Source organism: Cellulosimicrobium sp. BMG9.23, from assembly GCF_059159985.1.
Genome location: NZ_JBZGBZ010000002.1, coordinates 446,658 through 460,478 on the forward strand (window position 1 = coordinate 446,658; position 13,821 = coordinate 460,478).

At 75.6% G+C, this 13,821-nt stretch carries 10 protein-coding genes; 1 reads left to right on the plus strand and 9 read right to left on the minus strand.

The features are described from left to right. Positions 1-429 precede the first annotated feature (429 nt). A complete protein-coding gene (hisC, locus tag AC4H2G_RS04070) occupies positions 430-1,509 on the minus strand; it encodes a histidinol-phosphate transaminase (protein WP_494364470.1) in 1,080 nt (359 codons plus the stop codon). Positions 1,510-1,698: 189 nt separating this feature from the next. Here hisC and AC4H2G_RS04075 point away from each other — a divergent pair, with 189 nt between their 5' ends. After that, on the plus strand, positions 1,699-4,734 hold the full coding sequence (locus AC4H2G_RS04075; RefSeq protein WP_494364471.1) for an AfsR/SARP family transcriptional regulator: 3,036 nt from the start codon (positions 1,699-1,701) through the stop codon (positions 4,732-4,734). Here AC4H2G_RS04075 and AC4H2G_RS04080 read toward each other — a convergent pair. From AC4H2G_RS04080 to AC4H2G_RS04115, 8 genes are read right to left on the minus strand one after another with little or no spacing between them, the layout of a single operon-like run. Next, complete coding sequence (locus AC4H2G_RS04080; RefSeq protein ID WP_494364472.1) at positions 4,655-5,824, minus strand: NADase-type glycan-binding domain-containing protein; 1,170 nt, start codon at positions 5,822-5,824, stop codon at positions 4,655-4,657. The two genes, AC4H2G_RS04075 and AC4H2G_RS04080, sit on opposite strands and share 80 nt — an antisense overlap. Next, the gene (locus AC4H2G_RS04085; protein WP_494364473.1) at positions 5,824-6,384 is read right to left on the minus strand and encodes a phage tail protein; all 561 of its coding nucleotides are present in this window, start codon (positions 6,382-6,384) and stop codon (positions 5,824-5,826) included. Before AC4H2G_RS04085 ends, AC4H2G_RS04080 begins: the two co-directional genes overlap by 1 nt. Then, positions 6,381-8,327, minus strand: a complete 1,947-nt coding sequence (locus AC4H2G_RS04090) for a putative baseplate assembly protein (RefSeq protein ID WP_494364474.1) — start codon at positions 8,325-8,327, stop codon at positions 6,381-6,383. The genes AC4H2G_RS04085 and AC4H2G_RS04090 overlap by 4 nt, the downstream gene beginning before the upstream one ends. A gap of 1 nt (position 8,328) precedes the next feature. Then, positions 8,329-8,751, minus strand: coding sequence for a GPW/gp25 family protein (locus tag AC4H2G_RS04095; protein WP_494364475.1), 423 nt, complete (start codon positions 8,749-8,751; stop codon positions 8,329-8,331). Between the two features lie 15 nt (positions 8,752-8,766). After that, positions 8,767-10,617: a VgrG-related protein gene (locus AC4H2G_RS04100; protein ID WP_494364476.1), complete on the minus strand. Its 1,851-nt coding sequence runs from the start codon at positions 10,615-10,617 to the stop codon at positions 8,767-8,769. After that, the gene (locus AC4H2G_RS04105; RefSeq protein WP_494364477.1) at positions 10,607-11,392 is read right to left on the minus strand and encodes a CIS tube protein; all 786 of its coding nucleotides are present in this window, start codon (positions 11,390-11,392) and stop codon (positions 10,607-10,609) included. The genes AC4H2G_RS04100 and AC4H2G_RS04105 overlap by 11 nt, the downstream gene beginning before the upstream one ends. A 6-nt stretch (positions 11,393-11,398) precedes the next feature. Next, complete coding sequence (locus AC4H2G_RS04110; protein ID WP_494364478.1) at positions 11,399-11,848, minus strand: phage tail protein; 450 nt, start codon at positions 11,846-11,848, stop codon at positions 11,399-11,401. Next, positions 11,845-11,973 carry a hypothetical protein gene (locus AC4H2G_RS04115; protein ID WP_494364479.1) on the minus strand — a complete coding sequence of 43 codons (129 nt, stop codon included), beginning with the start codon at positions 11,971-11,973 and terminating at the stop codon, positions 11,845-11,847. Before AC4H2G_RS04115 ends, AC4H2G_RS04110 begins: the two co-directional genes overlap by 4 nt. Between the last annotated feature and the right edge of the window lie 1,848 nt (positions 11,974-13,821).

Here is a 13,821-nt window from a genome sequence, read left to right on the forward strand (position 1 = left end):
CGCAAGCGTAGGCTACGACTGCGTAGGTTCCGCTGCCGACGTGTCGCCCAACGTCGGCGGCAGCCGCTTGGAGGGAACCTCCAAACCCCACCGGGCCACCCCGCGCGGAGCGCGGCCGACGGTGTCCATGATCGCGAGTGTTCTCGCGGCGCGAGGGGTCGGCAACCGGAGCGGCGCCGGTGTAGACCAACGCCTACACCGAGGGCACTGGATCGAGTTCGATCTCGACTGCACCCGCTCCTACGGGCTGCGCGCCGCGCATGCGAAGGGTCGCGTCGCGGGCTCTCGCGTCCGCGGCAAGGACGCCCTCATCGCGGCGCAGGCGCATCGGCACGGTGCCGCCGTGATGACCGGAGAACGTCGACGCCTTCCGCCCGTTCAGCGAGCTCGTGCCGATCCTCTCCCCGCGGCCGACCGAGAGCTGACGAGCTACCGCCAGGTCGCGCTCACGCGCAGGAAAAGGTCGGTGGCCTCCGGCTCCCCGACGCTCACGCGCAGCCCCTCGCCCGCGAAGGGGCGCACGATCGCGCCGGCGGCGCGCGCCTCCTCGGCCCGCTGGACGGTGCGGTCGCCGAGGTCGAACCACACGAAGTTCGCCTGGGACTCCGGCAGCTCCCACCCCTGGTCGCGCAGACCCTCGACCAGGCGCTCGCGGTCGGCGACGAGGTGCTCGACGCGGCCGAGCAGCTCGTCGCGCGCGCGCAGCGCAGCGAGCGCAGCGCCCTGCGCGACGTGCGAGACCCCGAACGGGGTCGACACGGCACGGATCCCCGCCGCGAGCCGCGGGCGCGCGACCGTGTACCCGACGCGCAGCCCCGCGAGGCCGTACGCCTTGGAGAACGTGCGCAGGAGCACGACGTTCGGGTGCTTCGCGTACACCGCGAGGCCGTCGGGAGCCTGCGGGTCGCGCACGAACTCCAGGTACGCCTCGTCCAGGACGACGAGCACGTCCGACGGCACCGCCGCGAGGAAGGCGTCGAGCTCGTCGCGGTGCACGACGGGCCCGGTCGGGTTGTTGGGCGTGCACACCAGGACGACGCGCGTGCGCTCGGTGACCGCCGCGGCCATCGCCCGCAGGTCGAGCCGCCCACGGTCCGCCCCCGTGAGCAGCGGCACCTGGACCGACGTGCCGCCCGCGACCGCGACCGCGATCGGGTACGCCTCGAACGAGCGCCACGGGTAGACGACCTCGTCGCCCGGCTCCACGACCGTCTGCAGCACGTGCGCCAGGACGGCGACGGACCCGTTGCCCACGACGACCTCTGCCGCCGTCACGCCCAGCAGGTCTGCGAGCGCCTCGACGAGCTCGGTCGCGTACATGTCGGGGTACCGGTTGACGTCGGCCGCGGCGTCGGCGATCGCGGCGACCACCGACGGCAGGGGCGGGTACGGGTTCTCGTTCGACGAGAGCTTGAACGCCGCGGCGCCCGGGGCGACGCGGCCCCCGGGGACGTAGGCCGGCAGCGCGGCGACGGCGGGACGCAGGGGGACGCGGGGTTCGTGGGCCACGGTCGTCGATCATGCCACCCGCACCCCCGGCGAGGGTGATATCTGCCGGTCGGCCTGCGGACCCTGAACGGCTCTCCTTATGATCGTCTCCGGTGACCGTCCAGGGACGAGGGGGCACACGACTCGATGAGCGCGGCCCAGGCAGAGGACGACGGACCACGTCCGCACCGGGCTCAGGTTCCCGGTGTCGTGGGTCTTCCGCGCCCCCGCCTCCTCGATCAGCTCGACGGGGCGCACCTCGCGCTCGTGGTCGCCCCGCAGGGCTCCGGGAAGACGACGCTGCTCACCCAGGTCGCCCGGCGCGCCCCGACGGACGTGGTGTGGGTCCGGTGCGAGGCGGAGGGCGCGGACGGGTCGCGCGTGACGGTACGGACGCCCCCGCACCTCGCCGGACGGCTCGCGGACGGCGCGCCGGGGCAGCTGGCGCACCTCGGCCGTGCGGCGCAGGACCCGTTGCTCGTGGTGGTCGACGACGCGCACCACCTCATCGGCAGCCCGCTCGAGGACGAGCTCACGGCGCTGCTCGCGCACGCACCTCCCCACGTGTCGGTCCTGCTCGGCTCGCGTCGCGCACCGCCCCTCAACCTGGCGAGGGTCGAGCTCTCGGCGCCCGTCACCCTGACCGACGTCGCGCTCCGGTTCCGGTCGTGGGAGGTCGAGCGGCTGTACCGCGAGCGGTACGACGTCCCCCTCGACCCCGAGGACGTCGCGGCCCTCACGTGGCACACGGACGGCTGGGCCGCCGCGCTCCACCTGTTCCACCTCTCGGTCGCCGACGACCTGCCCGGGGAGCAGCGGCGGGCGATCCGCCGCCTCGACCACCGCCAGCGCTTCGCCTGGGACTACCTGCAGACGCAGGTGCTCCGCCCGCTGCCCGTGGACCTGCAACGGTTCCTGCACAGCACGGCGACGCTCGACCTGCTCACACCGCGCCGGTGCGACACCCTGCTCGGCGTCGCGACGTCCCGCGACGCGCTCCGGCGGCTCGACCGGTCGACGTCGCTGGTGCGGGCGGTCGGCGAGGACGAGTACCGCGTGCACCGCGTCCTGCGGCGCCACCTGGTCGCCGCGGCGGCGGACGAGCTGTCGGTCCCGCAGGCGCGATCGGTCCACGCCCGCACGGCGGAGGTCCTCGAGGCCGAGGGCGCGCTCCACGAGGCGCTGCGGTCCCGCGGTCGAGCCCACGACCTCGACGGCGTGAAGCGCCTGCTGACCCGGGTCGACCCCGGTACCCACGACCGTGGCGAGCGCGAGTGGGGCTCCGCGTTCCCGCCCGACCTCGTCGAAGCGGACCCGGACGTCCTGCTGGCCCGGGCGCGCGAGCTCATCGCCGACGGACGGGTCGCGGAGGCCGGCGTCGTCGTCGGTCGCGCCACGGCGCGGGAGGGCGCCGACGTCGAGCGCCTGGCCGCCACCCGTCGGGTTGTCGACGCGCTGAACGGGACGGCCGACCGCGTGCACACGCTCATGGACCCGAACGGTCCCCGGCGTCCCGACTGGGTCCATCTCGTCATCGCCGCCACGGTGCGCGACCCGGGCGCGGTCGTGGCGCTCGCCCCCGTGTCGGTGCGGGGTCGCGCCCTCGTCGAGGGGGTCGCGCGGCTCCTGGCGGGCGACCAGGTGCGCGCGCGCGAGGCGCTGCGGAGCGCCGCGAACGACGTCGAGGCCGACGCCAACATGGTGCTCCTGGCCCAGCTCTTCCGGGTCGTGTTCACGCGGGACCAGGACGACGGCCCGATCGCCGCGGCGCTCGACAGGATCCACTCCGAGGCCGAGCGTCGTGGTCTCGTCTGGCTCACGCGCATCACGCACGGGGTCGTCCTCGCGTTCGACGACGATCCTGCCGCACGCCAGCAGGTGTGCCGGTGCCTGGCGTGGTGCGAGAGCGACGGCGACCGCTGGAGCGCGCTGCTCGTGGCCGGCGCGGAGGTCGTCGCGCGGTTGCAGCGCGGCGACTGGGAGCCGGAGGACTGGGAGCGGCTCGCGCTCCGGTGCCAGGCGCTCGGCGCGGGGACGCTCGTGGCCTGGGCGCGCGGGGCGCTCGCCGTCGCGGCGGTCGACGCCGGTCTGCCCGACGCCGCAGAGCTGGCGGCGCAGGCCGAGAGCCTCGCGCGGACGGCGGACGTGCCGGGTGCGCTCGCGCTCGCCTACCTCGCGCTCGCCGGGTGCAAGCCTGCGCAGCGCGACGACCTGCTCCGCCTCGCGTCGTCGACGGCGCGGTCGGTCGGGCTGGACGACCCGACCCGGCACGCTCCGACCGCCCCGACGGGCACGTCGGCCACGTCGGCCACGTCGGCCGCGTCGGCCGCGTCCACGACCACCGTCCCGGTCACGTCCCGACCGCCCGCCGAGGCGGTCGCCCCCGCACGCCCGGAGGAGGACGACGCGGAGGAGACCCGGCCGACGGTCCTGCAGGTCGGCGACCGGGACCGCGTGGTCGTCGTGCGGTGCTTCGGGGCCTTCGACATCTCCGTGGACGGGCACCCGGTCGACCTCTCCGGTCTCCGGCCGCGGGCACGCCGGACCCTGCGCTACCTGTCGATGCGCGCCGGGCGCCCGGTCCACCGCGAACAGCTCGCCCGGGCGCTGTGGGGCGAGCTGGACCTCGGGTCCGCGATGCACAACCTGCACGTCAACATCTCCGCGGTGCGTCGCGCGCTCGAGCCCCGCGGCGTCCGGCGCGAGGAGGGACTGGTCCGTCGCGACGGCGAGACCTACATGCTGCCCCTGCCCCCCGGGTCGGACTGCGACGTCGCACGCTTCGAGCAGCGGTTGTCGCGAGCACGACGGCTCGAGCACGAGAGCCCGTCCTCGGCCGTCAGCGGGTGGCAGGCCGCCCTCGACGCGTACGGCGGCGAGCTCCTCCCGGAGGAGGGCGCCGCCGAGTGGGTGCAGCCGGAGCGGGAACGATACGTCCTGCTCGCGGCCGGCGCCGCCGAGTCCCTCGCCGGCGCGTGCCTGCGCGTGGACGAGCCGGACCGGGCCGTGTCCGCGGCGCGGCAGAGCATCGAGCTCAACCGCTGGGTCGACGCCCCGTGGCGGCTCCTCGTGGAGGCGCTCGCCGCGCTCGGCGACCACGCGGCGGCGCTCCACGCGCGACGCGAGTACGACGCGGTGCTCCAGGAGCTCGGCGTGCGGCGCCCCGTCAACCACGCCCCCGGAACTCGACCTCGGCGATCGCCACCGACGTCTCTGGGGTCGCGCGGAACGACGACACGATCGTGAGCCGGACGACCGCGACGTCGTCCTCGACGACCTCGACGCTCTGCGGGCCGGGGACGTCGTCGAGCTCCACCCGGTGCTGGGCCGTGGAACCGTCCGCGCGGGTGACGGTGACGTCGAGCGCGCGCGGGCTCGAGCCCTGCAGGAACTCCTCCTGCACCGTCGAGGACCCTCCCGTGACGACGAGGTGGACGAGCCGGAAGGGCTGGTCGAACGTCAGGTCGACGGTCTGCCCGGCGCCGTCGCCCGGTTGCGCGGGCGACCACGCCAGGTCGTTCGTCCCGTCGACCAGGTGCGACGCCGGCCGGTCCGGGGCCTCGCTCGACGCGACGACCGTGACGGGGTTGTACACCTCGTCGCCCTGGAGCCGGTCCTGCACGGTGGTCGCGCCGCCGCCGATGGTGTCGCGGAGCTGGTAGCCGGCGAACCCGAGGCCACCCACGACCAGGAGCGCGACGACCGTCTTCGTCGGGAAGCGGCGCCGTCGCCGGGGGCGGGTGCCGGCCGTCGGGGCCGGCCGGGGGTCCGGGCGCCACAGTCGGCTCCACCACGACCTCCTGCCCTCCACGCGCGCGTCCGCGAGGCTCGTGCCGCACCGGCGGCAGAAGTGCCGCGTCGCGACGTTCCCCGCACCGCACCCCCCGCAGACGAGGTCGCCCGCCTCGGGCGGTGGCTCGTCCGGCTCGGGCGCGCGCGGCGCGGGCCGCGCGAGCGGCACCCCGGGAAGCACCGCGGCGGGCTCGCGGGCGGGCTCGCGGGCGGGCAAGGTCTCCTGCGGTACGGGCGACGGTGGAACGGGGGCGGGCGGCCCGGCAGGGGCAGGCGCTCCCGCGAGGGCCGGCACGCCGTCGGGGGCGGGCACGCCGTCGGGAGCGGGCGCACCGTCGGGAGCGGGCGCACCGTCGGGGACGGGCGCACCGTCGGGGACGGGCGCACCGACCGTCCGGGACGCCGCCGGCACGGACACGGTCGACGGCGCCACGGTCGGCGGCGTGGCGAGCGGCGGCGTCTCCTCCCACTCCAGGTAGCCGCCGCAGGACCCGCAGAACGAGACACCCTGTTCGTTGGCCTGACCGCAGGCCGGGCACGTCATCATCGGTTCTCCACCACCTCGAGCGTGTAGGGGACGTGGACGGGGCGACACTGCGCGATCACGTCGTGCACGTGCCGGTCGTCGACCTCCGCGGGGTCGTCGACGAGCACCCGCACGTGGAACGACGGCCCGGCGGTACCGGGGAGGTCCCCGCCGGGGACGAGGGACGACGCGACGCCGCCCGTGTCGCTGACCTGGACCTCGCCGCCGGTCACGGTCCGCACCGCGTCGGCGACGCCGCGCGCCGTGCCGCGCAGCCGCTGGGTGCGCGCCGCGTCCGCGACGGCGGCACGGAGCCGGTCGGTGGCCCATCCGGGGTCGGCCTCCACGCCGACCCACCGCCCCACCCACTCGAGGTGGTCGCGCGGCGCGAGCCACGGGTCGACGTAGCACTCGAGGGTGTCGAGCGTGAGGAACACGGGCGCGAGGGCGTCGTCGAACGCGCTGACGAACCGCCCGAGGAGGTCGTCGTCGAGGTAGACGCCCGGGAGCATCGACGTCACCGGGGCGGGGCTCGCGAGCCCGGCCACCGCGCCCCGGCGCGTCGGTCCGCCGGTCATGACGCCTCCACGACGCGGACCTGGTGCTGGTACGAGAACGCCAGGGCGTCGCCCGACACGTCGACGCGCTGCACCGGCTCGCCGCGCTCGCCGGTGATCGGGTCGGCCGCGAACAGCTTGACGTCCTCGACCGTCTCGACGCCGGGTACCCCCTGGAGCACCGCGAAGATCTCGCCCGCCCGGACGGCCCGGCCGAACGGCCAGCCCCGCCCGTCGAGGCCGCCACCGAGCGGGTCGACGTACGCGTTGAGCGCGCGCAGCGCGTCACTCTCGAGCCTGGCCTGCCGGGTGCGACGTCGGGCCGCGATCCGCGCGACGACGGTGACGCCCTGGTAGAAGGGCGGCTCGACGAGCACTTGCGTGCCGAGCATCCGGCGCGGCTCGAGGTGCTCGACGATGCGGTCGAGCACCTCCGGGTCGGGGACGAGGTCCTCGAACCGGCGCGTGCCGTCGTCGGCGGCGGGGACCGCGGGGACGACGAGCACGCGCACCGCCTGGGGCGCGCCGTCCACGGGGACGCAGCGCACGCGGGCCAGGTGCGGCGCCGCGTCGCGCGTCAGGTGCTCGTAGTCCTCGGCGGTGACCGCGCGGTCCCGCGTCCGCAGCGCGAGCGGCCCGCGCTCGCGCGCCTCGTCGACCGACTCGGCGTCGACGCCGCCGAGGGCGGGTCGGCGGTTCTCGACCCGGTCGACGAACCCGATGGTGCCGCGCAGGACGCGGACCGCCCCGGTCGCGACGTTGCCCGCCGGCCCGCCGCCCACCTGGTACTGCGGCACCCGCAGGAGCGCGCCCGACGGCGGCACCCTCCCGTGCAGCGTCAGCGTCCCGTCGACGTCGCGGACCGCGGGCGGGAGGTGGATGTCGCCCGCCGCCCGGTCCAGGGTGAACACGGTGTCGTCGGGACCGGCCGCGGCGAACGATTCGGTCTCCGTCCACGTCTGCCAGCCGTCCCCCGTCGCGACCTCGAGCGTCGCCGGCGCACCGCCTGCCACGACCGGGCGGCGCTCGAGCGCGAACGTCTGCCCGGGGATGCCCTCGGACGTCCCCAGCACCTCGCCCGTGACCGTCTCGGCGTGCACCGCGGCGACCGTGCCGCCGATCGTGAACCCCTCGACGTCCCGCACGACGGGGGGCGAGCTGTACGCGCGGGCGCCCTCCTCGGGCTCGACGACGCGGCACCGGACCCAGCCCGCGCGGAGCCCGTCCTGGACCGACGCGGAGTGGGCGGCGGGCACGTGCAGCACGACGTCGCCCGCGCGGTTGAGCCCGCCGGTCCCGTCGGAGTCGACGTCGCAGCGCACCCAGCGCTCGCCGGCCCACGCCTCCCAGACGATCGGGGGCCGGCGGGGGTCGACCCCCACGCCCTGGACGTCGCAGTCGAACCGCAGCACGACGGCGCACGCGGGCGCCGCGTCGTCGAGCCCGACGAGGAGGGCGTCGCCCGGCGTGGGCGGCTCCCCGAAGCAGGGGAACCGCTCGCCGGTCGTCACCGTCTCGGTGCGGCGCACGGGCGGCGCGAGGTCCGCGCGCTGGGTGAGGAGGTGCACCCGGCGGCGCGGCGGCACGACGAGCTGGCCGGTGGTGCGGAACACGACCGCGTCGTCCTGCTCGGTCCGCGGCGTCGACACCTCGGTGCCCGCCGGGACGACGACGGGCTCCTCCTGCGGCGCGGACAGCCAGAAGGAGACGTCGACCGTGGCGGCCGTCGCGGGGTGCAGCGTCACGCCGAGGAGCTCGAGGAACGCGACGTAGAGGCGGTCCGGGACGCGGTTGAGGCGGTACAGCATCTGGTCCGTCATGAACGCGAACGTCTCGATGAGGGTCACGCCCGGGTCGGACACGTTGTGGTCGGTCCACTCGGGGCAGCGCGCCTGCACCATCCGCTTCGCGTCGTCCACGAGGTCCTGGAAGCGGCGGTCGTCGAGGTTCGGGGAGGGCAGCACGTCACACGCCCCCCTCGGCCGCGGGAGCGGTGTCCCGGGGGATCACGTAGAAGGGGAAGACGAGGTTGCGCGGGTCGTTCGTGCCGCGCACCGCGTACCGGACGTCGATGTAGAGCACGCCCTGGTCGACGTGGTCGAACCGCACGAGCACGTCGTGCAGCTCGATCCGCGGCTCCCAGCGGTCGAGCGCGACGCGCACCGCGTACGCGATGTCGCCGGCGGTCCCGGCGTCGGCCGGGGCGAACACGTAGTCGTGGACGGCGCAGCCGAACTCCGGGCGCATGGGCCGCTCGCCGGGCGCGGTGGCGAGGATCAGCCGGATGCTCTCCTCGATCTCCTGGGTCCGGCGCACGAGCGCGACGCGCCCCGTGCTGTCCGTCCGCAGCGGGAACGCCAGCCCGGCCCCGATGAACTCCTGCCCCACGGCTCCTCCTCGACCTCAGTTGATCTTCACGAGAGAGCCCTTGACGGTCGTCACGCCCGTGGACGTGACCTCCGCGGTCGCGGTGCCGTCGAGCGTCGCGGTCGAGCCCTTGAGCGCGAGCTGCAGGTCGGCGCTGATCGAGATCTTCGGCGCCGTGAGCTCGATCGCGCTCGTGCCCTCGAGCGCGACCTGCACGCCCTTCACGGTGACCTTCCCGGTCGTCGACGTGCACGTCACGTCCTGCTGGGCGGTCACCTCCACCGCCTTCTGCGCGGTGACCGAGACCGGGCCCGACGACGTGATCTCGATCGCCGCCTGGGGCTTCTGCACGAGCACGACCTTCTCCTTGCCGTCCTTGTCGGAGACGACGAGGCGCTCCTCCCCCGGCTTCTCGATGAACTCGACGTGCATCCCGGTGCGCGACGTGAGGGTCCGGCGGGTCACGGCGCCGCTGTTCTTGTCGACGTAGGGGGCCTCGGAGGGCGCCGGGGGGCTGTCCTTCGTGCTGAACAGGCCACCCAGGACGTACGGCTGGTCGAGCTCGCCCTCCGCGAGCGCGACGAGGACCTCGTCCCCCACCTCGGGCAGCACGAAGGTCCCGCGCTGCGGCCCCGCCCCCGGCTGGACGACGCGCGCCCACCAGCTCTCCAGCGAGTCGTGCAGCACCGGGAGCTTGACCTTGACCCGGCCGATCCTCTGGGGGTCGTCGGTCGAGGTGACGACCGCGGGCAGGATCCCCGCGCCCCGCGCGCCCGTGCCCGAGCGGGACCCGGCGACGGTGCCGTGCGTCGAGCGGTCGGACGCGTCCGCGACGACCAGGTGCGTCAGGTACCCGCGCTCGCCCGAGACCTCGTGCCGGGCCCCGCTCACCACGTACTTGCCGTCGAACGGGTCCCCGCACCCGACGAGCGCGACCGGGCGGCCGACGGCGACCTGCGGGTTGCCGAGCACGGACGCCTCGATCTCGGCGAACCCGCCGGCGACCCTGTCGGCCACGGACCTCGCGCTCGCGGCCGCCTGCGCCTGGGACGTGAGGCCCGTGCTCGGGACGACGAGCGGGGGTGGCGCGAAGGTCGCGCCGAGCTTTGCCGGGTCCGTGGTGGACAGCTGGGCGCCGGGGGTCGCGGCCTGCGCCGTGCCGACGAGCGTCCGCTTGCGGAGCTGGTCCCAGCCGCGCGCCTCGACCTCCCGCACCTGGGACGCGCTCGTCACGGTCGCGCGCAGCGAGATCAGGTTCACCCCCTGCTCGATGACGGCCGGGTCCTGGCGCGCACCGGAGGTGCCGGAGGGAGCGCCCCGGGCCTGGACGGGCCGGCGGAAGTCGAGGCGGCCGTCCGCGACGCCGACCACCCTGCCGCTGCGTGCCGCGAGGCGCTGGAGCAGCTCCCAGTCGCTGATGTTGGGCTGCCACACGTGCTCGAAGACCTCGGTCGTCGCGTCGACCCGGCCGACGGGCAGACCGTGGACCCCCGCGACCTTGCGGACGACGTCGGACGCGGTCACGTTGACGTACGTCGCGACCCGGCGCGCGCCGACCAGCCGGTGCGCCCGGTCGTACCCCCGGACGGTCGTCTGGCGCCCGCCCGGCCCGATCTCGGTCTCGAGCGACGTCACCTCGCCGGTGAGCAGCGGCGTCGGGCCGCCCGACCCGCTGAGCTGGACCGCCAGCTCGACCGTCGCCCCCACCCGGATCCCCGCCTTGTCCAGGACGGCGCCGTGCTCGTCGGAGAGGCGGAGGACGAACAGCGCCGGCTGGTCCCGGCGGGCGTCGACGACCACGGACGCGACCGCGGGCTCGACGTCGGCCGGGAGCTCCCGGCCCTCGACCCGGACGACGACCCGGGCGCTGTGCTCCTCACCGGGCACCGGCGACCACCCCCTGACGCCGCCCGAGCGCAGGGTCACGCAGGTCCTCCACGGCAGGGAGCAGCACACGGTCGCCCGCACGCAGCCGGAACGGGTCGTCGACCCGGTTGGCCTCCGCGACGTCCCGCCACAGCGTGGGGTCGCCGTACTCGCGGTAGGCGATCCCGGCGAGCGTCTCCCCGTGCACGACGACGTGCTCGCGGTGCGGCACGAGCCCGCCCGAGGTCGGGTTCTGGCGCGGCGACTCCCCGGCGATCTCCTCGAGCGTCACCGAGCACACCGCCCGGATCGGCAGGCCGCCGGACGTGAAGAGCGTGTACCGGACCTGGACGCTGCTGACGTAGGCGAGGAAGCCCGTGAGGCTCCCCCACCGGAACAGCACCCAGGGCGGGGAGTCCTTGCGCTGGTCGTGCGACGCCGCCGTCGGGACACAGCTCGTGAAGAGCTTCTCCACGGCCTTGACCACCGCGTCGTCGTGCTCCTGCGACGCGTCGAAGAACATCTCGAGGGACAGCCGCGACGGCTCCGGGCCCTGGAACTGCGGAGGGCTCGAGCGGCGGTTGCCCGGGTTGGTCGGGCGGGTCCACGTGGCGGCCTTCTGCAGGGCCAGCTCGGTGGGGTTGAACTGGAACGCGATGCGCCCGATCTCCGGGCCCGCCTTGGCGAGCGACCCGTCCTTCGACGGCTCGAACAGCAGGAGGTAGGCGTGCTCGAGCTTGGAGCCCGACGCGCTCCCCCCGGCCGCGGCGGCGTCGAGGCCGACTGGAGAGGCCATCTCAGCTCACCCCCCGGCCTTCGGGGGCACGAACCCGTGGTGCGCGACCTCCACCGACTCGACCACGACGGACGAGTCCGTCGTCGACAGCGTCGGCCCCGACCAGCGCACCGGGACGATGCCCATCAGGCCGAACCGGGCCACCTCCGTGCCCTGGGCGGTCATCGCGTCGATCGTCGCCGTCCCGAACTTGTAGCCGCTCGTCACCATCGACGTGAACCACTCGCCGATCTTGGCGCTGTCCCGGTTCAACGGGCGGGTGAGGGTCACGTTCGGGAACCGCAGCCTGGTCGGGAACTGCCACACGGAGCCGTTGTTCCCGCCCTCCTCGCGCGTCTCCACGGTGACCTCCGCCCCGAGCCCGGAGCACGAGCTGAAGAGCCCGAGGTTCCAGTCGTCGAGGAAGATGCGGTACCGGATCCCGACGGCGAGCGTCGTCTCCTCGTAGATCGTCATTCCTGCCACCCCCGGTCGACGCGCAGACCCAGCCGTTCACGGTCGACGAGGACCTCGTGCCGCAGCCTCCGGAGCAACGGGTCGGTCAGCCGCCGTGCCAGGTCGTCGAGCTCGGCCTCGGTCATCGCGAACCGTCCCGCGGTGGTCGACGACCGCCTGGCGAGTCCCGAGGTCGCGGTAGCGGGTGCCGCGGAGACCGCGGCAGGCGCAGCTGGCGCGGTTGGCGTCCACACCGCGGGGGGCGGGGCGGCGGTCGGCGCTGCGGGGACCGGCGCAGGCACCGACGACGCGAGGGCCGTCGGAGGGAAGGCTGTCGGTGCGAGGAATGTCGGTGCGGGTGATGCCACGCTCGGGAGCGACCTCGGGGCGAGCGCGTCGGCGCCCCCCGGTCCGGCCGACGGCGCGGGCCACGACGTCGTCGTGGCGGACGGGGGCACGAGGTCCTGCGCGGCGCCGCGGGTCGACCGCTCCTGGCCCGCCGGGGCGCGATGTCCGCCGATCGTCCCGCGCGTCCGTCGTGACGCCGCAGCCCACGCCCTCGTCCCGTCCGGGTCCCGCGACACCACCGGTCCGGTCGCGGGGACACCGAGGAGGGGGCGCGCTGCGGCGACGAGCGGCTGTGGTCGCGCAGCCCCCGCGAGCGGCTGTGGTCGCGCTGCCCCCGCGAGCGGCTGTGGTCGCGCAGCGCCGGTGAGCGGAACACCGGCGAGCCGAGCGACGACCGGGCCCACGCCCGCCGCGCCGCCCGGGCCCGTCGACGCGCCACCCGCTCGGTCGGCCACGCTGCGGTGGGGCAGGGCGCGGTCGGGCACGCTGCGGTCGGGCAGGGTGTGGTCGGCGAGCGGTCGGTCGAGCGCAGCACGGGACACGACAGGCGCGCCGGCGACGTTGCCTGGCGCGACCGCCTGGGCGGCGACAGGAGGAGCGGCGACCGAAGGTGGCCCCTCGCGTGCTGCGAGAGTCGGCGCGGCGGTCGGCGTCGCGCTGGCCCGCCGAGCGCCGTCCTGTGACGCCGGTGCCGGTGGTGCCGGTGGTGCACCGGCCGTCGGGACGAACGCCGACATGGACGCCGCCGCCCTCTGCGCGAGGACCGCGCGATCGGCGGACGGCGAGCCCGGCTCGGCAGAGGACAAACCCCGCTCGGCAGACGACGAGCCCGGCTCGGCAGACGTCGGTCCAGCGGACGATGCCGGCGTGCCGAGCGGTGCAGCGGCGCCCGACGCGGTGCCAGGCCCGCCGACGGCGCCCGCACCTGACCGAACCGCCATCGCTGGCGTCCCGGCGGTCGCCACGGGTGCGACCGCCAGTGGGACGGCGGCCGCTCGCGCGACCGTCAGCGGTGCGTCGGTCTGCGACGTCGTGTTAGGAGTCGTCGATCGTGCCGCCGTCGTCGACCGTGCCGTCGGACTCGCCGGGCTCGGGCCCGACTCCCTCGGCGAGCGCGCCGGCAACGCCGACGGTGACGGTGACGGTGACGGTGACGGTGACGGTGACGGTGACGGTGACGGTGACGGTGACGGTGACGCTGAGGGCAAGACCGACGTGGACAGGGGCGACGACGTCGACCGCGAGACCGACGTGGACGGCGACGACGAGTCGGGCTGCGTGGCGGACATGGACGGAGCGAGGGACGGCGGCGTGCTCGGTCGCGGTGTCGGACTCGCCCCCTGCCGCGCTCCGGAGGACGCGCCGGGAGCGGAGGAGGTCGGCAGCTCGCGGGCGACGACGGGTGCCACAGGCCGCGACGCGGCCGACGGGACGCCGGGACCGGACGCACCCCGCGCACGCTGCACGGCCGGCGGGCCCGCAGCGCCCGTGTCCTCCAGGCTCGACGGCACGGTCGACGGCGGCACGACCGCGGACGACGTCTCCTCCGCCCGCACGGACGCCGAGGGGTCCGCGGCACGGGAGACGAGGGGGGGCGCCGTCGCGCCGTGCGGCGCCGCGCCTCCCCTCTCCTGCGAGCCGGGAAC

Coding starts and splice junctions, on each gene's coding strand:
- AC4H2G_RS04080 (WP_494364472.1), bottom strand. CDS start 5,824: ATGACGTGCCCGGCCTGCGGTCAGGCCAACGAACAGGGTGTCTCGTTC.
- AC4H2G_RS04085 (WP_494364473.1), bottom strand. CDS start 6,384: ATGACCGGCGGACCGACGCGCCGGGGCGCGGTGGCCGGGCTCGCGAGC.
- AC4H2G_RS04105 (WP_494364477.1), bottom strand. CDS start 11,392: ATGGCCTCTCCAGTCGGCCTCGACGCCGCCGCGGCCGGGGGGAGCGCG.
- AC4H2G_RS04110 (WP_494364478.1), bottom strand. CDS start 11,848: ATGACGATCTACGAGGAGACGACGCTCGCCGTCGGGATCCGGTACCGC.
- AC4H2G_RS04115 (WP_494364479.1), bottom strand. CDS start 11,973: ATGACCGAGGCCGAGCTCGACGACCTGGCACGGCGGCTGACCGACCCG.